This is a genomic window from Streptomyces sp. JHA26 (assembly GCF_002005565.1).
Taxonomy (GTDB): Bacteria; Actinomycetota; Actinomycetes; order Streptomycetales; family Streptomycetaceae; genus Streptomyces.
In genome coordinates this window covers 1-19,720 of sequence record NZ_BDJC01000077.1, presented here as the reverse complement: position 1 = coordinate 19,720, position 19,720 = coordinate 1, and the positions used below count along the sequence as shown (strand labels likewise).

At 73.6% G+C, this 19,720-nt stretch carries 18 protein-coding genes; 7 read left to right on the top strand and 11 right to left on the bottom strand.

Annotation, left to right across the window (positions count from 1 at the left end):
• Window positions 1-119: 119 nt before the first annotated feature.
• Together JHAT_RS30575 and JHAT_RS30570 are read right to left on the bottom strand one after the other, a co-directional pair.
• Window positions 120-542 carry a DUF350 domain-containing protein gene (locus JHAT_RS30575; RefSeq protein ID WP_077801531.1) on the bottom strand — a complete coding sequence of 141 codons (423 nt, stop codon included), beginning with the start codon at window positions 540-542 and terminating at the stop codon, window positions 120-122.
• A gap of 121 nt (window positions 543-663) precedes the next feature.
• Complete coding sequence (locus JHAT_RS30570; protein WP_077801530.1) at window positions 664-1,764, bottom strand: DUF475 domain-containing protein; 1,101 nt, start codon at window positions 1,762-1,764, stop codon at window positions 664-666.
• A gap of 206 nt (window positions 1,765-1,970) precedes the next feature.
• Between JHAT_RS30570 and JHAT_RS30565 the strand changes: the two genes are divergently transcribed.
• The 3 genes from JHAT_RS30565 to JHAT_RS30555 all read left to right on the top strand — a co-directional run bounded on the left by JHAT_RS30565 (window position 1,971) and on the right by JHAT_RS30555 (window position 5,005).
• Window positions 1,971-2,414: a Fur family transcriptional regulator gene (locus tag JHAT_RS30565; protein WP_077801529.1), complete on the top strand. Its 444-nt coding sequence runs from the start codon at window positions 1,971-1,973 to the stop codon at window positions 2,412-2,414.
• 24 nt (window positions 2,415-2,438) lie between these two features.
• The gene (katG, locus tag JHAT_RS30560) at window positions 2,439-4,655 is read left to right on the top strand and encodes a catalase/peroxidase HPI (RefSeq protein WP_077801528.1); all 2,217 of its coding nucleotides are present in this window, start codon (window positions 2,439-2,441) and stop codon (window positions 4,653-4,655) included.
• A gap of 83 nt (window positions 4,656-4,738) precedes the next feature.
• On the top strand, window positions 4,739-5,005 hold the full coding sequence (locus tag JHAT_RS30555; RefSeq protein ID WP_077801527.1) for a hypothetical protein: 267 nt from the start codon (window positions 4,739-4,741) through the stop codon (window positions 5,003-5,005).
• A 24-nt stretch (window positions 5,006-5,029) separates the two neighbouring features.
• Here JHAT_RS30555 and JHAT_RS30550 read toward each other — a convergent pair whose 3' ends face one another.
• Window positions 5,030-5,968, bottom strand: a complete 939-nt coding sequence (locus JHAT_RS30550) for a MerR family transcriptional regulator (protein WP_077801526.1) — start codon at window positions 5,966-5,968, stop codon at window positions 5,030-5,032.
• A gap of 91 nt (window positions 5,969-6,059) precedes the next feature.
• On the opposite strand from JHAT_RS30550, the gene JHAT_RS30545 reads away from it, so the two are divergent.
• Window positions 6,060-7,640 (top strand): alpha/beta fold hydrolase, encoded by a 1,581-nt coding sequence (locus JHAT_RS30545; protein ID WP_077801525.1) that lies wholly within the window; start codon window positions 6,060-6,062, stop codon window positions 7,638-7,640.
• 140 nt (window positions 7,641-7,780) lie between these two features.
• Here the strand turns inward: JHAT_RS30545 and JHAT_RS35595 are convergent, their stop codons facing one another.
• A complete protein-coding gene (locus tag JHAT_RS35595) occupies window positions 7,781-8,359 on the bottom strand; it encodes a hypothetical protein (protein ID WP_253195662.1) in 579 nt (192 codons plus the stop codon).
• 36 nt (window positions 8,360-8,395) lie between these two features.
• On the opposite strand from JHAT_RS35595, the gene JHAT_RS30530 reads away from it, so the two are divergent.
• Complete coding sequence (locus JHAT_RS30530; protein ID WP_171991130.1) at window positions 8,396-9,085, top strand: response regulator transcription factor; 690 nt, start codon at window positions 8,396-8,398, stop codon at window positions 9,083-9,085.
• Complete coding sequence (locus tag JHAT_RS30525) at window positions 9,082-10,392, top strand: HAMP domain-containing sensor histidine kinase (RefSeq protein WP_077801523.1); 1,311 nt, start codon at window positions 9,082-9,084, stop codon at window positions 10,390-10,392. The genes JHAT_RS30530 and JHAT_RS30525 overlap by 4 nt, the downstream gene beginning before the upstream one ends.
• A 6-nt stretch (window positions 10,393-10,398) precedes the next feature.
• On the opposite strand, the gene JHAT_RS36020 is transcribed toward JHAT_RS30525, so the two are convergent.
• Entirely contained in the window at window positions 10,399-10,785 is a 387-nt protein-coding gene (locus JHAT_RS36020; protein WP_375603598.1) for a CAP domain-containing protein, read from the bottom strand.
• Window positions 10,786-11,591: 806 nt separating this feature from the next.
• Here JHAT_RS36020 and JHAT_RS30515 point away from each other — a divergent pair.
• Complete coding sequence (locus tag JHAT_RS30515) at window positions 11,592-14,966, top strand: pyruvate carboxylase (protein ID WP_077801521.1); 3,375 nt, start codon at window positions 11,592-11,594, stop codon at window positions 14,964-14,966.
• A gap of 58 nt (window positions 14,967-15,024) precedes the next feature.
• Here JHAT_RS30515 and JHAT_RS30510 read toward each other — a convergent pair whose 3' ends face one another.
• The 6 genes from JHAT_RS30510 to JHAT_RS30485 are packed head-to-tail and all read right to left on the bottom strand — an operon-like array spanning window position 15,025 to window position 19,530.
• The gene (locus JHAT_RS30510) at window positions 15,025-15,351 is read right to left on the bottom strand and encodes an antibiotic biosynthesis monooxygenase (RefSeq protein WP_077801520.1); all 327 of its coding nucleotides are present in this window, start codon (window positions 15,349-15,351) and stop codon (window positions 15,025-15,027) included.
• A gap of 25 nt (window positions 15,352-15,376) precedes the next feature.
• Window positions 15,377-16,192, bottom strand: a complete 816-nt coding sequence (locus JHAT_RS30505; protein WP_077801537.1) for an endo alpha-1,4 polygalactosaminidase — start codon at window positions 16,190-16,192, stop codon at window positions 15,377-15,379.
• Entirely contained in the window at window positions 16,189-16,851 is a 663-nt protein-coding gene (locus JHAT_RS30500; RefSeq protein ID WP_077801519.1) for a spherulation-specific family 4 protein, read from the bottom strand. The genes JHAT_RS30505 and JHAT_RS30500 overlap by 4 nt, the downstream gene beginning before the upstream one ends.
• A complete protein-coding gene (locus JHAT_RS30495; protein WP_077801518.1) occupies window positions 16,848-17,774 on the bottom strand; it encodes an NAD(P)-dependent oxidoreductase in 927 nt (308 codons plus the stop codon). Before JHAT_RS30495 ends, JHAT_RS30500 begins: the two co-directional genes overlap by 4 nt.
• Before the next feature lie 7 nt (window positions 17,775-17,781).
• Window positions 17,782-18,495, bottom strand: a complete 714-nt coding sequence (locus JHAT_RS30490) for a sugar phosphate nucleotidyltransferase (RefSeq protein ID WP_077801517.1) — start codon at window positions 18,493-18,495, stop codon at window positions 17,782-17,784.
• Window positions 18,496-18,528: 33 nt separating this feature from the next.
• Window positions 18,529-19,530 (bottom strand): SDR family NAD(P)-dependent oxidoreductase, encoded by a 1,002-nt coding sequence (locus tag JHAT_RS30485; protein ID WP_077801516.1) that lies wholly within the window; start codon window positions 19,528-19,530, stop codon window positions 18,529-18,531.
• Window positions 19,531-19,720 lie beyond the last annotated feature (190 nt).

The following is a 19,720-nucleotide window of genomic DNA, read 5'->3' as shown; positions in this document are numbered from 1 at the left end:
CCCGGCCGTGAGCACGGTGGGCTCGGCGATGGGCACCCTGCGCGGGCTGCCGCGCCGCTCGGACACCGCCGACCTGGTGCGGAAGGAGTACGGAGTCCCCGCCGGGACCCCGGCGGGCGTCAGGCGATGGAGGCCGAGACGACGGCCGACACCGAGAGGTTGCAGCACGCCGTCACCCAGACCGCCGGGTGCGGCTCCGGCTCGACCAGCGTCGCGCCCAGCCGCCCCGGGGTGATCACGTCCACCACCAGGAACGCCAGGGCCATCATCACCAGTCCCAGCAGCCCGAACGCGGCGGTCGACACCAGGCCCTTGCCGAAGTCCTCGTACGTCGTCCAGATCGACGTGAACACGATGCCGCCGACACCGAGCAGCGCCGAGCTGAGCACCAGCGCGGCGTTGCGGTTGCGCTGCTCCCAGATCTGCCGGCCGAGCTTCCCGGGCGTCAGCACGTCCACCAGGACGATGCCGAGGACCAACAGGACCAGGCCCAGGGCCCCGTAGGCGGTGGCACGGCCGAGTCCGTTGACGATGTCGCTCATGGGGGTGCCGGCTCCGTAGCGTGAGTGATCGTGAGAGATCGTGGTCAAGGCGATGCAAAATGTAGCGCACCTGTTCGGTGACGCGGGCGCCGCGGGACGACGGTCCCGTCCGGAAGCGGCGTCAGCCGGCCGCCGCGAGCGCCTTGTTGCGGCGCACGGAGGAGAAGAAGGACCAGCCGATCAGGACCACGCCGATGAGACCGGTGACGATCTCACTGATCTGGTACTGGATGGTGACCAGCAGGATGATCGCGAGGGCGCCGATGGCGTAGTGCGCGCCGTGCTCCAGGTAGACGTAGTCGTCCAGGGTGCCCTGGCGGACCAGGTAGACGGTCAGGGACCGGACGTACATGGCGCCGATGCCGAGGCCGAGGGCCATCAGGACGATGTCGTTGGTGATGGCGAAGGCGCCGATGACGCCGTCGAAGGAGAACGACGCGTCCAGGACCTCCAGGTAGAGGAACATGAAGAACGCGGCCTTGCCGGTCAGGGCGACCGTGGAGCGGGACCTGCCGGAGCGTTCGGCCTCCTCCTCGGCCTCGTGCTCACGCTCCTCCTCCGCTTCGAGCCGGTGCTCGAAGTACCCGGAGAGGCCGTGGACGACCATGTAGGTGATCAGGCCGGCGATCCCGGAGACCAGCACCGTCTGCGCCTTGTCGGCATGGGTGCCGCCGTGCTGGTGGGCGTGGGCGGCGAAGGTCGTCGAGGAGACGAGCAGCACGATCAGGGCGACGCAGACCGAGAGCATGTCGACCTTGCCGAGCTTGGCCAACGGCCGTTCGACGACGCCCAGCCACTTGACGTCCCGGTCCTCGAAGACGAAGTCGAGGAAGATCATCAGCAGGAACATGCCGCCGAAGGCGGCGATCGACGGGTGGGCGTCGGTGACCAGTTGCTGGTAGCGCTCCTTGTCGGTGAGCGCGAGGTGGACGGCGTTCCAGGGACTCAGCCGGGCGCTGACGGCGACGATGACGACCGGGAAGACCAGGCGCATGCCGAACACGGCGATCAGGATGCCGACGGTGAGGAAGATCTTCTGCCAGAAGGCGCTCATCTTCTTCAGGATCCCGGCGTTGATCACCGCGTTGTCGAAGGACAGCGAGACCTCCAGGACGGCGAGGACGGCCACCAGGCCGAGGGCGGTCCAACCGTCGTAGAGCACTCCCGCGGCGAGGCCGAGGGCGGTGACGGCGAAAGCCCAGCGGAACGTCTTCACAAGCACGGGCTGCTCATTCCTGTCGTGACGCTGTGCCGGTCACAGCATGTCCTTGCCCAGTGCCCACCACTCACGTCGTCTACCACGATCCTCCGCCGTCACGGCGGATGCGTGGACGGGCGGCCCGCCGGTGTCCGGCCGCCCGGCCTTCCCCAGAATGGAATCGTTCGTTTCCTTGAGCTGTTCCGGTTCACCGGAGTAGGTTCACCGCCATGACCGCCTCCCGGAGCACGGCCACGGCAGAGGAACTGCGCAGGGCGGGGCTGCGGGTGACCGCCGCCCGGGTCGCGCTGCTCGACACCGTCCGGGCGGGCGATCACCTCGGCGTGGAGGCGATAGCCTCCGGCGTGCGCGACCGGGTGGGTCACGTGTCCCTCCAGGCCGTGTACGAGTCCCTGCACGCGCTCACCGCGGCAGGCCTGGTACGCCGCATCCAGCCGCCCGGCGGCCCGGCCCGGTTCGAAGGGCGCGTCGGGGACAACCACCACCACGTCCTGTGCCGGTCCTGCGGAGCCCTCGCCGACGTCGACTGCGCAGTCGGCGAGGCACCGTGCCTGACCGCTTCCGACGACCACGGCTTCGTGATCGACGAGGCCGAGGTCATCTACCGGGGCCTGTGCCCCGACTGCTCCACCCGTACGTCCCCCGCACCGTGAACCGCCCCGTTCGGAAGGATCCCCATGTCCGAGAACCACGACGCCATCGTGACCGACGCCAAGACCGAGGAGGCGGGCGGCTGCCCGGTCGCCCACACGCGCGCCCTCCACCCGACCCAGGGCGGCGGAAACCGTCAGTGGTGGCCGGAGCGGCTCAACCTGAAGATCCTCGCGAAGAACCCCGCCGTGGCCAACCCGCTGGGCGAGGAGTTCGACTACGCCGAGGCGTTCGCCTCCCTCGACCTGGCCGCCGTCAAACGCGACATCGCCGAGGTGCTGACCACCTCCCAGGACTGGTGGCCCGCCGACTTCGGCAACTACGGCCCGCTGATGATCCGGATGGCCTGGCACAGCGCGGGCACCTACCGCATCAGCGACGGCCGCGGCGGCGCCGGCGCCGGCCAGCAGCGCTTCGCCCCGCTCAACAGCTGGCCCGACAACGGCAACCTCGACAAGGCCCGTCGCCTGCTGTGGCCGGTCAAGAAGAAGTACGGCCAGAGCATCTCCTGGGCCGACCTGCTGATCCTCACCGGCAACGTCGCCCTGGAGCAGATGGGCTTCGAGACCTTCGGCTTCGCCGGCGGCCGCGCGGACGTCTGGGAGGCCGAGGAGGACGTCTACTGGGGCCCCGAGACCACCTGGCTCGACGACCGGCGCTACAGCGGCGACCGCGAGCTGGAGAACCCGCTCGGCGCCGTCCAGATGGGCCTGATCTACGTCAACCCGGAGGGCCCCAACGGCAACCCGGACCCGATCGCCGCGGCCCGCGACATCCGCGAGACGTTCCGCCGCATGGCGATGAACGACGAGGAGACCGTCGCGCTGATCGCCGGCGGCCACACCTTCGGCAAGACCCACGGCGCCGGCCCGGCCGACGCCGTCGGCGCCGACCCCGAGGCCGCCTCCATGGAGGAGCAGGGCCTGGGCTGGCGGAGCACGCACGGCACGGGCAAGGGCGCGGACGCCATCACCTCCGGTCTGGAGGTCACCTGGACCGCGACCCCGACCCGGTGGAGCAAGGGCTTCTTCAAGAACCTCTTCGAGTTCGAGTACGAGCTCGAGCAGAGCCCCGCCGGTGCCCACCAGTGGGTGGCCAAGGACGCCCCGGAGATCGTCCCCGACGCGCACGACCCGTCGAAGAAGCACCGCCCGAGGATGCTCACCACCGACCTGTCGCTGCGCTTCGACCCGATCTACGAGCCGATCTCCCGCCGGTTCTACGAGAACCCCGAGGAGTTCGCGGACGCCTTCGCCCGCGCCTGGTACAAGCTGACCCACCGCGACATGGGCCCCAAGTCCCTGTACCTCGGCCCGGAGGTCCCGGAGGAGACGCTGCTGTGGCAGGACCCGCTGCCCGAGGCGGAGGGCGAGGCCATCGACGCCGAGGACGTCGCCGTCCTCAAGACCAAGCTCCTCGAGTCCGGCCTGTCCGTCTCCCAGCTGGTGTCCACCGCGTGGGCCTCGGCGTCCACCTTCCGCGGCAGCGACAAGCGCGGCGGTGCCAACGGCGCCCGCATCCGCCTGGAGCCGCAGCGCGGCTGGGAGGTCAACGAGCCCGACGAGCTGGCGCAGGTCCTGCGGGTCCTGGAGGGCGTCCGACAGGAGTTCAACTCCGGCGCCAAGAAGGTGTCCCTGGCCGACCTGATCGTCCTCGGCGGCTCCGCCGCCGTCGAGAAGGCCGCCAAGGAAGCCGGCTTCCAGGTGGAGGTGCCGTTCACCCCGGGTCGCGTGGACGCCACGGAGGAGCACACCGACGTCGAGTCGTTCGAGGCGCTCGAGCCGACCGCCGACGGGTTCCGCAACTACCTCGGCAAGGGCAACCGCCTGCCGGCCGAGTACCTGCTGCTCGACCGGGCGAACCTGCTCACGCTGAGCGCACCCGAGATGACCGTCCTGGTCGGTGGCCTGCGGGTGCTGGGCGCCAACCACCAGCAGTCCCAGCTCGGTGTCTTCACCAGGACGCCCGGCTCGCTCACCAACGACTTCTTCGTCAACCTGCTCGACCTCGGCACCACGTGGAAGGCGACGTCCGAGGACCAGACCACGTTCGAGGGGCGCGACGCCGCCACCGGCGAGGTCAGGTGGGCCGGCTCCCGCGCCGACCTGGTCTTCGGCTCGAACTCCGAACTGCGCGCCCTCGCCGAGGTCTACGCCTCCGACGACGCCAAGGAGAAGTTCGTGCACGACTTCGTCGCCGCCTGGGTCAAGGTCATGAACCTCGACCGCTTCGACCTGGTCTGACGACCGTGAGGCCCGGGCCGGTCCGTCCGCCGGCCCGGGCCCGTCCGTCCGCGTTGTCAGTGGCGGATGCGAGGCTGCCTGCCATGGATGAGGTGGAGTTCATGCGAGGCCGGGTCTACGGCGCCGACCACGACAACCCCGGGCCGCGGACGGGACGCGCGTACGCGCACCTGGTCGGCGGCCCCCTGGACGGCCTGCTGCTGGACGTCACGGACCTCTCCGAGGACGAACGCGACCAGGGAGTGGCACTGGCGACGGAGATAGGCCGTTACGGCCCGGGCGGCCGGTCCGTCTACGGGCCGAGGCCCGGCGACACCCGCCGCTTCGACTGGCGGGGCGACGTGCCCTGACCGTGCCCCGCGCGGACGGACCGCTCAGGCCGCCGTCTGCGCCCGGAGCGCGGCGAGGAGCCAGTCGTGCGCGGCACCGGGCGTCGGCTCCGGCCGGGCGCCCGGCGGGGTGATCACGTCGGCCACCAGTTCCCAGTAGCGGTCGATCCGCGGATCCGCGGCGAGCTGCCGGGCCAGCACACGGCGGAAGTCCGGAGTGTCACGGACGCCGTACGCGCTCGTGTAGGCGTTCACGAAACAGTCCAGGGCCTCACCCGCGTGCGGGTCCGCGCCCCGGCGCAACGGCACCCCCGCCAGCTCGTACGCCTCGGCCAGCCCCGTGTAGAGCACCGCGGCGCCCCGCGCCCCGGCGGCCCGGTGCGCCACGGGCTGCGGCTGCGCGGTGCCCGGGCACGGGGCGAGCGTGAGGGCGTTGAGCCGGGCGAAGGCGAGGACCTGGGCGGGGGCCGGGTCGTCGGGCGGCCGGGGCACCGCCACCTCCAGGAACGCGGAGGTCGCCCGTGCCGGCATCCGCGGCGGCAGCCAGCCGCGCCAGAACCGGACCAGCGGCGCCGTGCTCGGCGGGGAGGTCACCGTGCCGACCAGCCCCAGTCGCTCGGCACGCTCCCCGGGCGGGCACTCGTGCACCAGCCGCAGCGCCGCCTCCCGCCAGCGCAACGCCCTGAGCTCGGAACCGACCTCCCGCAGCCGCCCGGCGACGGCGTCCTCCAGCACGCCGCCCGCTCCGTCCTCCTCGTCGAGCACGCGGCGCACCTCGGGCACCGCCAGCCCGAGGGCCCGCAGCGAACGGATCAGACGCAGCCTGCCGAGAGCCTCCGGGCCGTACCGGCGGTGCCCGCCGGCGCTGCGGGACGCCTCCGGCAGCAGACCGCGGTCCGAGTAGAAGCGGACGGTCTTGACCGTGACGCCCGCCCGCTCGGCGAGCTCGCCGATCCCGCACAACCCCTCGCGCGACGTGAACACTTGAACCTCCCTCAGGGGGAGTTCCTACCGTACCGGCGAGCGCGGACGGGCGATCGGACCGGTCCGCGCGACGGCGTACGGAGGAGAGACCATGACCGCGTTCATCCTGGTGCCGGGCATGTTCACCGGCACACACGTGTGGGAGGGCACCGCGGCGCGCCTGGCCGCCGCGGGCGCCGGGGCGTACCCGGTGGCCCTCACCGGGCTCGACGGGCCGCGCGGCACCGCACCGGCCGGCACCGATCTGGAGACACACGTCGCGGACGTGCTCGCGGCGATCGACGCGGTCGACGCGGAGGACGGCCCGGGGGACGGCCGGCGGATCGTGCTGGTCGGTCACGACTACGGCATCCACCCCGTGCTCGGTGCCGCCGACCGGCGGGCGGAGCGGATCGACCGGATCGTGTACCTGGACGCGGCGATGCCCCGCGACGGCGTCCCGGCCCTGGCCGCCGTCCCCGACCAGTCGCTGCGCGCGCGGCTGGCCGAGAGCGCCGAGGCCGGCGGGGGAGCGGGCACCGAGGGGGAGCTGCCGCCCCCGGCCCGCGACGAGTGGCAGCGCTGGGGCAGCACGGCGGGCCTCACCGACGCCGCGCTGGACCGGCTCACCGCCCTCGCCGCACCGCAGCCGCTCGGTACCCTGCTCGAGCCGCTCCGGCTGACCGGCGCGGTGGCCGGGGTCCCCACCACCGGCGTGCTGTGCACCGCCAACGGATCGAGCATCGAGATGGTCCAGATGCTGGTCGGATTCGGCGACCCCGCCCTGCGCGCCCTCGTCGATCCCCAGGTGTCCTTCTTCGAACTCCCCACCGGACACTGGCCGATGCTGTCCTGCCCCACCGATCTGGCGGACGTCCTGCTACGGGCCGCCGCCGGCGGGGGACACCGGCTGGAGCCGGCCGAACCACCCGCTCGGCCGGGGACGTTCCTGCTGGACGTGCCCGAACTCCCGCGGGAGCGGACGGAGAACGTCGACCTCTACCTCCCCGACGCCGACGCCGACGCCGACGCCGACGCCGACGCCGACGCCGACGCCGGCACCGGCGGCCCGCGACCGGCGGTGGTGTTCGTGCACGGCGGCCCGGTGGCGGCCGACGCCCGGCCGGAGCCGAGGGACTGGCCGACGCTGACCGGGTACGCCAGGTACGCGGCCGGAAACGGCGTGGTGGGCGCGGTCGTCGCCCACCGGCTGCACGACCTCGCCGACTACGAGCGGGCCGCCGCGGACGTGGCCGACGCGGTGGAACGGATCCGGGCCGACCCCCGAGTGGACGCGGACCGCGTCGCGTTGTGGTTCTTCTCGGGCGGCGGGCCGATGACCGCCGACTGGCTGGGCGCGCCCCCACCGTGGCTGCGCTGCCTGGCGGCCACCTACCCGGTCCTGGCGCCCCTGCCCGCCTGGGGGATGTCCGGCACCCGGTTCCACCCGGTGCGCGCGGTGGCGAAGGCCGGCGACCTGCCCGTGGTCCTCACCCGGGTGGGCCTGGAGATGGCCGAGATCGCCGCCGGCGTCGAGGAGTTCCTGACCGCCGCCGAGGAGTGCGGGGCCGACGTCGAGGTGGTCGACGTACCGCACGGCCACCACGGCTTCGAGACCCGCGACGTGACCGACGAGTCACGCGACGCGGTGCGCCGGGCGATGCGTGCGGTGCTGGAGCGTCTGCGGCGGTGAGGCTTCCGTGCCACGGCCCGGCGGACCGGGGACGACCTCGTCCGCCGGGCCGTGGCACGCCCCGGGCACCGCCTGCCCCTTCGTCGTCCGCGCCCGCGACACGGCGGGCGACCACTCGGCCCGCCCGGCGACCGCGAGCGTCAGAACGAGACCTCCCGCACACTGGCCTGGCTGCGCGGCTCGGTCGTCGCGGTGATCTCCGACCGGTGGCGGCTCGCCGAGAAGGTCACCGTCAGCGTCTCGGCCGCGCTCTGACTCGTACTCACCGTGAAGCCCTGCTCCGGCACCGCCGACACCAGGCACACCCCGCCGTCCCCGAAGCGCACGGTCGCCCTGCCGCCCCGCGAGGGCACCGTGTAGACACCCGCACCGCCCTCCTCGCACCCCCGCTCGCCCCCGCCCGCCGAAGGCCGCGGGGAGGTGGCGCGGGCGGTCGGCGTCGTCGGCGCCGGACTCGGCTCGGGCGGCTCCTCACGAGTGCGGGAAGGCGTCGGGCGGGGCTTCTCCCCGGTCGGCGAAGGGCCGGGGGAGGAGCGCTCCGGGCTCGGCGACGGCGCGGGCCGCGGCGACACCGGGAGCTCCTGCGGCGGCGCCGACTGCGCGACCGGCGCGGTGGGCCGGGTGGAGCCCACCACGAAGTGGATGGTGAGGATGACGGCCGTGACACTGGCCGCCGTGCACGACAGCCAGATGAGCAGGTAACGCAGGAGGCGGGACACGACACCATGGTGACGGACCGGCTAACGTGCCTGCCCATGGCCTGTGTACTTGTCGTCGAGGACGACCCCGTGATCCGGGCCGCGCTGATCGAGGTCCTGACCGGACACGGCTACGCGGTCAGGACCGCTCACCAGGGTTTCGAGGCGCTGCGCGAGATCACCCAGAGCCCGCCGGACATCGTGGTGCTCGACCTCGGGCTGCCCGACCTCGACGGACTCGACGTGCTCCGCATGATCCGGGGCATCTCCCGCGTGCCCGTGCTGGTCGCCACCGCGCGGGACGACGAGACCGAGATCATCCGGCTGCTCAACGCCGGCGCCGACGACTACCTGGTCAAGCCCTTCTCCGGCGGCCAGCTCGCGGCCCGCCTCGCCGCCGTCCTGCGCCGGTCCGCGCCCGCCGACGTACGCGCCGCGCGGCCGCCCCTCGTCCGGGTCGGCGACCTGCGCATCGACCCCGCCGCACGCACCGCCCACCTAGCCGGGCGCGAACTCCCCCTGACCCGCCGCGAGTTCGACCTGCTCGCCTACCTGGCCGCCCACGCCGACCAGGTCATATCGAGGCAGCGGATACTCACCGAGGTGTGGCAGCAGCCGTATCTGGAGGAGCAGACGGTGGACGTCCACCTCTCCGCGCTCCGCCGCAAGATGGGCGAGAGGGCGCGCGAACCCCGCTATCTGCAGACCGTGCGCGGCATCGGCATCAAACTGGTCGGTTCGCCATGAGGCGTGCCCTCGCCGGCATCGCCCTGGCCGTCACCTCGATGGTGGCCCTGTCCTTCCTCATCCCGCTCGCCCTCCTCGTGCGCGAACAGGCCCGCGACCGGGTCACCACCGCCGCCGAGCAGCGGGCCGCCGCCCTCTCCCCGGTGCTCGCCCTCACCACCCGGCGCGCCGACGTGCAGCAGGCCGTCACCGAACTCGGCTCCCCGGACCAGCTCGTGGTGCGGCTGCCCGACGGTGGCTTCGTGGGCACCCCGCACGCGCCCGAGGACGCCCTCGACCGGGCGGTGCGCGGACGCGAGACGCTCGCCGTGGACACCGCCGACGGCTGGGTCTACCTCCAGCCCGTCGTCCTGCGCGGCGACCGGGTCGCCGTCGTGGAGGCCTACGTACCGGCCGCCGACCTGACCCGCGGCGTGGCCGCCTCGTGGGGTGTGATGGCGCTCCTCGCGCTCGGCCTGGTCGGCGGCTCGGTGCTGGTCGCCGACCGGCTCGGCGCCCGCGTCGTGCGCTCCTCCCGGAGCCTGAAGCGCGCCTCGCTGGCCCTCGGCTCCGGCGATCTGGACGTACGGGTGGAACCGGACGGCCCGCCCGAGCTGCAGGAGGCCGGGGCGGCGTTCAACACCATGGCCGACCGGGTCGTCGACCTGCTCGCCGTCGAACGGGAACTGGTCGCCGACCTCTCCCACCGGCTGCGCACCCCGCTGACCGCCCTCTACCTGGAGGCCGACCGGATGGGCGCGACGCCCGGTGCCCGGCGGGTCACGGAGGCCGCCGGGCAGCTGGAGAGCGAACTCGACGCGATCATCGCGGCGGCCCGTACGCCCCTGGCCGCCGCCCAGCTCGGCGGCGGGGGCACGGGAACGGCCAGGGGGAGCGACGCGGCCGAGGTGGTCGCCGCGCGCCTGGACTTCTGGTCGGTCCTGGCCACCCAGCAGGAACGGCCCTACGAGCGGTCCTTCACCCCGCGCCCCACGCCGGTCGCCTTCCCCGAGGACGACCTGGCGGCCGTCGTCGACGCCCTGATCGGCAACGTCTTCCGGCACACCCCCGAGGGCACGGCCTTCGCCGTCCGCGTGGAACGGGCCGACCGGCACGTGGTCCTCACCGTGGACGACGCCGGACCGGGCGTCGCGGATCCCGAGGCCGCGCTCACCCGGGGCGTCAGCGTCGGCGGGTCCACCGGGCTCGGCCTGGACATCGTGGCCCGGGCGGCCCGCACGGCGGACGGCGAGCTGGCGATCACCCGCTCACCGCTGGGCGGCGCCCGGGTGCGGGTGTCGTTCGCGCTCGCCGACGCCGGCCGCTGACCGGCGTCAGCGGCCCGCGCCGAAGTCCTGCGTCCACCAGGGGCCGCCGTCGCCGAAGTGCACGCCGACCCCCAGCTCCTCGAAGGAGCAGTTGAGTATGTTCGCCCGGTGCCCCGGGCTGTTCATCCACGACTCCATCACCGAGGCGGCGTCGGACTGCCCCCGGGCTATGTTCTCGCCGAGCGTGGACCACGCGTAGCCGGCGGCCTCGACGCGGCTCGTCATCGTGGAGCCGTCGGGTCCGGTGTGGGACATCACCCCGCTCGCGGCCATGACGTCGCTGTAGTCGTCGGCGGCCCGGGTCAGCCGGTCGTTCGCCGTGACCGGCGAGCAGCCGGCCGCGGCCCGCTCCTCGTTGACGAGTGCGAGGACCTGCGCCTCGACCCCACCCACCCCGCCGGAACCCGAGCCCGAACCCGCTGCCGACCCCGAACCCGACCCCGATCCCGATCCCGAGCCGGAACCCGACCCCGAGCCGGAACCCGATCCACTGCCGGAGCCCGTGCCGCCGCCTCCCGCGGACCGGTCGGATCCGCTCTTCACCGTCGCCCTCGCGGGAGCCGTGGACGCGGGCCGGGGGGACTTCTCCGCTTGCCCGGCGGACGCACGCGCCGTCCTCGACGGCTCCGCGCCGGGTGCTGCGCCCACCCGGGGCGAGGCGCTCGCCGTGGCACTCGGGCTCGCCGACGGGGAGACCGGCGCCGTCGCACCCCCCGCCGCCTCCTCCTTGTCCGGCCCCTCACCGGCGGCGCTCGTCACCACCCGGTCCGCGGGAGGGTCGTCCTCGCCCCCGGTCACGGCCAGCGTGATCCCGAGGCCCGCCGTGACGGCGACGCCGAGCACCAGCGCGGTGCCGCGCCTCCCCGGCCCGCGGTGGGGGCGGGCGTGGGAACGGGACGGACGAGCGGCTCGGCGGGAACCCATGCGGCAGGACACCTCGGTCTGTCGGTCGGCAGCGGGAGACCCGGTGGACGCGAGCGCGCCCACCGGGACCGTGGGGGGTTGCCGAGAGCCTAGGACGGGCACCGTGCGGACACGCCCCTCGGAGGTCATCTTCAAGAAGCCTTAAGAAAGCCGACAGGATCCGCTGAGGAAGCCGGGGCCCGGGAAACCCTCGGGAGTGGCCCGGCTCACATGGCGTACCGGCGGTGCCGCCGACACCATGGTCTTTCGTCACCGGCAGGCTGAAGGGATCCAGAATGTTCCGCAAGGTGCTGGTCGCCAACCGCGGTGAGATCGCGATTCGCGCGTTCCGCGCAGGCTACGAACTGGGCGCGCGCACCGTCGCGGTCTTCCCGCACGAGGACCGCAACTCGCTGCACCGGCTCAAGGCCGACGAGGCGTACGAGATCGGGGAACCGGGGCACCCGGTGCGCGCCTACCTCTCCGTCGAGGAGATCGTGCGCGCGGCACGCCGCGCTGGGGCGGACGCGGTCTACCCGGGCTACGGATTCCTGTCCGAGAACCCCGAGCTCGCCCGGGCCTGCGAGGAGGCGGGCATCACGTTCGTCGGGCCGAGCGCGCAGATCCTGGAGCTGACCGGCAACAAGGCCCGCGCCGTGGCCGCCGCCCGTGAGGCCGGGGTACCGGTCCTCGGATCCTCCGCCCCCTCCACCGACGTCGACGAACTCGTCCGCGCCGCCGACGGCATCGGCTTCCCCGTGTTCGTCAAGGCCGTCGCGGGCGGCGGCGGCCGCGGCATGCGCCGCGTCGAGGATCCCGCCCAGCTGCGCGAGTCCATCGAGGCGGCGTCCCGCGAGGCCGCCTCCGCCTTCGGCGACCCCACGGTCTTCCTGGAGAAGGCGGTCGTCGAACCCCGCCACATCGAGGTGCAGATCCTCGCCGACGGACAGGGCGGCGTCATCCACCTCTTCGAGCGGGATTGTTCGCTGCAGCGCCGCCACCAGAAGGTGATCGAGCTGGCGCCCGCCCCCGGCCTCGACCCGGAGCTGCGCGAGCGGATCTGCGCCGACGCCGTGAACTTCGCCCGGCGGATCGGCTACCGCAACGCCGGCACCGTCGAGTTCCTCGTCGACCGCGACGGCAACCACGTCTTCATCGAGATGAACCCCCGGATCCAGGTCGAGCACACGGTCACCGAGGAGGTCACCGACGTCGACCTGGTCCAGTCCCAGCTGCGCATCGCCGCCGGCGAGACCCTGGCCGACCTCGGCCTCGCCCAGGAGGACATCACCCTGCGCGGCGCGGCCCTCCAGTGCCGCATCACCACCGAGGACCCCGCCAACGGCTTCCGCCCGGACACCGGCACGATCAGCGCCTACCGCTCGCCCGGCGGCTCGGGCATCCGTCTCGACGGCGGCACCACCCACGCCGGTACGGAGATCAGCGCGCACTTCGACTCGATGCTGGTCAAGCTCTCCTGCCGGGGCCGGGACTTCGCCACCGCCGTGAACCGCGCCCGGCGTGCCGTGGCCGAGTTCCGCATCCGCGGCGTCGCCACCAACATCCCGTTCCTCCAGGCGGTGCTGGACGACCCGGACTTCCAGGCCGGGCAGGTCACCACGTCGTTCATCGAGCAGCGCCCGCACCTGCTCACCGCCCGGCACTCCGCCGACCGCGGCACGAAGCTGCTGACCTACCTCGCCGACGTCACGGTCAACAAGCCGCACGGCGAACGCCCCGAACTGGCCGACCCGCTGACCAAGCTGCCGCCGCTGCCCGCCGGTGAACCCCCGGCCGGTTCCCGGCAGCTGCTCGCCGAGCTCGGCCCCGAGGGCTTCGCCCGCCGGCTGCGCGAGTCACCCACCATCGGCGTCACCGACACCACCTTCCGCGACGCCCACCAGTCGCTGCTCGCCACCCGGGTGCGCACCAAGGACATGCTCGCCGTCGCCCCCCTGGTCGCCCGCACCCTGCCCGGGCTGTTGTCCCTGGAGTGCTGGGGCGGCGCCACCTACGACGTCGCGCTGCGCTTCCTCGCCGAGGACCCGTGGGAGCGGCTGGCCGCCCTGCGCGAGGCGGTGCCCAACATCTGCCTCCAGATGCTGCTGCGCGGCCGCAACACCGTGGGCTACACCCCGTACCCGACCGAGGTCACCGACGCCTTCGTGCAGGAGGCCGCGGCCACCGGCATCGACGTCTTCCGCATCTTCGACGCCCTCAACGACGTCGACCAGATGCGGCCCGCCATCGACGCCGTACGCGAGACCGGCACGGCGGTCGCGGAGGTGGCCCTGTGCTACACCGCCGACCTGTCCGACCCGTCCGAGCAGCTCTACACCCTCGACTACTACCTGCGGCTCGCCGAGAAGATCGTGGACGCCGGCGCCCACGTGCTGGCCGTCAAGGACATGGCCGGCCTGCTGCGCGCCCCGGCCGCCGCCACCCTCGTCTCCGCGCTGCGCCGCGAGTTCGACCTGCCGGTGCACCTGCACACCCACGACACCACCGGCGGCCAGCTCGCCACCTACCTCGCCGCGATCCAGGCCGGCGCGGACGCGGTGGACGGGGCGGTGGCGTCGATGGCGGGCACCACCTCGCAGCCCTCCCTGTCGGCGATCGTCGCCGCCACCGACCACACCGAGCGGCCCACCGGCCTCGACCTCCAGGCCGTCGGCGACCTGGAGCCGTACTGGGAGAGCGTCCGCAAGGTCTACGCCCCCTTCGAGGCGGGCCTCGCCTCCCCGACCGGCCGCGTCTACCACCACGAGATCCCCGGCGGCCAGCTCTCCAACCTGCGCACCCAGGCCATCGCGCTGGGCCTCGGCGACCGCTTCGAGGAGATCGAGGCGATGTACGCCGCCGCCGACCGCATGCTGGGCCGGCTGGTGAAGGTCACGCCCTCCTCCAAGGTGGTCGGCGACCTCGCCCTGCACCTGGTGGGGGCCGGCGTCTCCCCGGTGGACTTCGAGGCCGACCCCGACCGGTTCGACATCCCCGACTCCGTCATCGGCTTCCTGCGCGGCGAGCTCGGCACCCCGCCCGGCGGCTGGCCCGAGCCGTTCCGCAGCAAGGCGCTGCGGGGCCGCGCCGAGGGCAAGCCGCTCGCCGAACTGTCCGAGGACGACCGCGCCGGCCTGGCCAAGGACCGCCGGGCGACGCTCAACCGGCTGCTGTTCCCGGGACCGGCCCGCGAGTTCGACACCCACCGGGCCTCCTACGGCGACACCAGCGTCCTCGACAGCAAGGACTTCTTCTACGGGCTGCGCCCGGGCAAGGAGTACACGGTCGACCTCGACCCGGGCGTGCGGCTGCTCATCGAGCTCCAGGCGGTCGGCGACGCCGACGAACGCGGCATGCGCACCGTGATGTCCACGCTCAACGGCCAGCTGCGGCCCATCCAGGTCCGCGACCGCGCCGCCGCCTCCGACGTCCCGGTCACCGAGAAGGCCGACCGGACCGACCCCGGCCACGTCGCCGCGCCGTTCGCCGGCGTGGTGACCCTCGCCGTCGCCGAGGGCGACGCGGTGGAGGCCGGTGCCACCGTGGCCACCATCGAGGCGATGAAGATGGAGGCCGCCATCACCGCGCCGAAGTCCGGCACCGTCGGCAGGCTCGCCATCAACCGCATCCAGCAGGTGGAGGGCGGCGACCTCCTCGTCGTGCTGAGCTGAGCCGAGCCGACACGACGGCGGTGGCGTCCGGGACCGGTCCCGGACGCCACCGCCGGGTTCACGCGCCCTTCGGGGCCGCCTGCTGCACCACCTCGAACGACCACAGCGTGGATCCGCTCGCCGCCGGCCTGGGACGCTCGCCGCCCTCGCCGCCGCCCTGGTGCGCCGTCTTCATGGGGCCCTCCATCCACGCCTGGAAGGACTCCTCGTCGCGCCAGCGCGTGTAGACGAGGTAGGTGTCGGTGCCCTCGACGGGGCGCAGCAGCTCGAACCACTCGAAGCCGTCGGAGTTCTCCACCGCGTGGGCACGCGAGGCGAAGCGCTTCTCCAGCGTCTCGCGCTGTTCGGCCGGCACGGTCAGTACGTTGATCTTGACTACGCTCATGGCTCCATCCTGCCGCACCCCGCGGTCAACAGGCCCGTCGCCAGACCCCGAGCTCCGGCTTCTTCAGCATCGACGAGAGTCCCAGCCGGCGCGACTGCGGGCAGAAACGGCCGGTCGGCTCGGCGTACTCGACGTGGAAGACCGCCTTGCCGGCCTCCACGAACGGCGTCAGCCGCTCGCACTCGCCGTACTGCGCGCACTCCTCGTTGACCGCGAAGTCGAAGTCGTCCACCAGCTGCGGGATCTGCGGCAGGTCGTTCTTGAGACCCACGGACAGGCCGCGCTCGTGGGCGATCTCCGCGATCATGCGGTTGTACGCCAGCTGGTCCCGGGCGGTGAGCGGGAAGCCGGTCTCGTTGCCGTACCCCTCCACCAGGTCGGGTTCCACCGCGTCGAACCCCTTGTCCCGGCACATGTCGAACCGCCGCTCCATGATCGGCCGCAGCACGGAGACGCGCCGGATGTCGAGCCACCGCTCGCCCCGCCAGCCGTTGGGCGCGCCCAGCACCGCCCGGGGGAAGTCGTTTCTGTCCGGGCGGAAGCTCTCCCAGGCGCCCACGTTGACGTAGCAGATCACCTTGCGGCCGGCGCGGTGGAGGCGGGCCACGTCCGCCGCACTGTTCTCGAAGCCGTCGATGTCGTAGACCGGTACGTCGGCCGACGGGTCCACCCGGCCGTCGAGCTGCCACTGCCAGGCCAGTCCGGGGCGCGGCTGCCACAGGGCCCGGCGGGGCGCGGGATCCGGCCCGCGGTCCTCGCCGCCCCCGCCGCCCGAACAGGCGGTCAGCACCGCGAGGAGCAGCGCGGACAGCACGGCGGCCGGCCCCCGCCCCCTCCTCATCGCCGCGCCCCGGTCAGGACGGGCGTCAGGCGGGCCCACGGATTGGGCGGCTCTCCCGTCACCGGCCCGCTGACCGCGGCGCCCCGCTCGCGGGCGGTGCGCACGGCGAGCGGGGCCAGGGCCTCCGGGACGCCGTACACCAGGTGGCAGAACCGCTCGGGCGGGTGCCGGCGCGTCCAGTCGGGCCGGCTGAACGCCGACACGTAGGCGGACCAGGGCCCCTCGAAGGTGACGACCAGGTCGGCGAGCCGGGCGTAGCCGGGCGCCGGGTGGACTCCCGGGTTCAGCACGACGCACGTCGTTCCCTGCCGCCGCAGGACACGCACCAGCGCCCTGTGGGCGGGCAGCTCGCTCCTGGCCGCGCTCACCCGGTCCAGGAAGCACCCGTCGGCCGCGTACCACTCCCGGTGCCGCCGGGCGTCCTCGACGACGTCGGCCGCGGGGCGGGTGCCGTAGTCCGTGTCGACGTAGCCGAGCAGCCGGGCGCCCGCCGCGCGCAGCGCCCCGGCCGCGGCGGTGAACGCCGGATCGGGCGCCTCGCCCGGCCCGCTCGCGGGGTTGATCACGACGCCGTACGTGCGGTCGGCCGCGGTGATCAGCCGGTGCCAGGCGCCCGGGTCCTCGGCGGGGTGGACGTACAGCGGGACCAGCAGGCTCACGACGGGACGTCGCTCTCGGCGCGGAGGGACGGTGCCGGCACGCCGGCCGACCACAGCGCGGACAGGGACTCGCCGAGCGTGTACGACGGCTCCCAGCCGAGCGCGGCCCGCGCGGCGGAGATGTCGGAACACTGCCAGGACACCTGCCCGGAACGGACCGACCCGGCGCCCCGCTCCTCGATCCGGCCCCGGAAGCCGGCCGTCTCCGCCAGCGTCCGCACCAGGTCGCGCACCGGCACGGCGTCCCCGCCGCCGACGTTGAGGACCCCGGGGACCGGGCCGGGCGCGGTCACCGCCCGCTCCACCGCCCCCGCGACGTCGCGCACGTCGACGAAGTCCCGGTACGCCGACAGGTCACCGAGCCGCAGCACCGCGTCCGGGTCCGTGCCCGCCTTTTGCAGCAGCGCGGTGACCCGGCCGGGCAAGCCGGTGGCCGGGGCGCCGGGCCCCACCGGGTTGCCGACGCGCAGGACCACCGCACTCAGGCCGGACGCGGTGACCGTGACCGTGCCGGCGAGCTTGGTGGCCCCGTAGACGGTGAGGGGACGGGCGGGCGCCGACTCCGTCACCCTGACGTGGGCCTCGCCCGGCCCGTACTCGGCGGCCGAGCCGAGGTGGACCAGCCGGGCCGTGGGAGCGGCCCGGCGCAGTGCCGCGCACAGGACGGCGGGGCCGCGGGCGTTGAGCTCGGCGAGCGCCACCGCGTCACCGCCGGTGGCCCCCGCGCAGTTGACGACGGCGTCGGGCGCCACCGACGCCAGGGCCTGGGCCAGCCCGTCGACGGAGTCGGCGGCGAGGTCGACCGGGACCTCGGCGCCGGGCGAGCGGCCGCCGCCGAGGACCCGCGCGCCCGGCAGGGCACGGAGCCGCTCGGCGACATGGGCGCCCAGATAACCGGTGAAGCCCACAACGAGGATGCGCATGCGGTGCTCAGGCTCCCTTGAGCAGCAGGGACTTTCGGCTGGTGAACTCGGCGTTCGCCCGGTCGTAGTCGTCCGGGCGGCCGATGTCGAGCCAGTACCCGTCGAACTCGTAGGCGTGCGGCGGGTCGCCGGCCCGCAGCAGGTCCAGCACCAGCTCGTCGAAGCCCAGCGGCAGCCCGGCGGTGTAGCCGTCGAGGGTCGCCCGGGACAGCCCGTACACGCCCATGGAGACGCGGTAGTCCATGCTGGGCTTCTCGGTGAACGCGACGACCCTGCTCGCGTCGGTGGTCAGCACCCCGAAGTCGATGTGCACCTTGCGGGCGTACGTGGCGATCGTCAGCGGCGCACCGGTGTCCCTGTGCCGGCGCAGGACGTCGGCGTAGTCGAGGTCGGTGAGGATGTCGCCGTTCATCACCAGGAAGTGCTCCGGCAGCCGCTCGCGCATCGTCAGCAGCGGCCCCATCGTGCCCAGCGGGCTCTCCTCCGTGGAGTAGTCCACGGTCAGGCCCCACTGGGAGCCGTCGCCGACGTAGGCGCGGATGATCTCACCGAGGTGGCCTATGGCGATGGTGCAGCCGGTGAACCCGGCCGAGGCGAGCTGGCGCAGGACGATCTCGAGGATGGCGTGCTGGTCGCCGATGGGCACGAGCGGCTTGGGCAGCGCGGTGGTGTAGGGCCGCAGCCGGACGCCCTTGCCCCCGGCCAGGATCACTGCGTGCATGAGGTTCCCCCTCGGTCAACGTGCCGGTACGGGTCAGATGTTGTAGATGCCGGTCTTGTAGCGGGCCAGGTTGGCCGGATCGCGGAAGAACTCCACCGTGCGCGCGAGGCCCCGCTCCAGATCGTGCGCCGGCCCCCAGCCGGTCGCCTCCCGCAGCCTGCTCGCGTCCGCGACCAGCCGCATCACCTCGGAGTTCGCGGGCCGCAGCCGCTGGGCGTCCTCCCGCACGTCGAGCGGCGTGTCCATCACCTTGCCGATGAGCGCCACCAGGTCGCCGACCGAGATCTCGCCGCCCGTGCCGGCGTTGAAGGTGCGGCCCACGACCCGTTCGGCGGGCGCGGTGCCCACCGCGAGGAAGGCCTGCGCGGTGTCCTCGACGAAGGTGAAGTCCCGGGTGGGACGCAGGTCCCCGAGGGTGATGGTCCGCTCCCCGGCGGCCACCTGGCCGATGACGGTCGGGATCACCGCCCGCATGGACTGCCGGGGGCCGTACGTGTTGAAGGGCCGCAGCGTCACCACCGGGGTGTCGAAGCTGGCGTGGTAGCTGTCGGCCAGCCGGTCCCCGCCCGCCTTCGAAGCGGCGTACGGCGACTGGGTGTTGATCGGGTGGTCCTCCGTGATCGGCACCGTCTGCGCGGTGCCGTACGTCTCGCTGGTGGAGGTGTGCACCAGCCGGGGCGTGCCCTGGGCGCGCACCGCCTCCAGCACGTTCAGGGTGCCGGTGACATTGGTGTCCACGTAACTGTGCGGCGCCCGGTAGGAGTACGGGATCGCGATGAGGGCGGCCAGGTGGTACACGCAGTCGGCGCCCTCCACCAGGTGCCGGACCGAGCCGGGGTCGCGGACGTCGCCGAGGACGATCTCGACCTGGTCGAGGACGTCGGGGGAGAGGGTCTCCAGCCAGCCGTAGGAGGAGAAGGAGTTGTACTGCGCCATGGCCCTCACCCGGTGCCCGGAGGCCACGAGCGCCTCGGTGAGGTGGGAGCCGATGAATCCCTCGGCTCCGGTGACGGCGGCGAGCGGTGTGGAGGTCACGCGGGGTCCTTCCGGTCGGTGGGCGGGTCGGTGGTGGGGCGGGACGAGCGGCCCCCGGGAGACGGCGGCGGCCCGGCGCCGGGCGCGGGGACGTCAGGCATGGGCGGCCGGCCGGCCCAGCAGCCGCAGCGCGCACCCGGTGAGACAGAGCGCGGCGATCCCGCAGCACAGCGGCAGCGCCGCCGTGCCC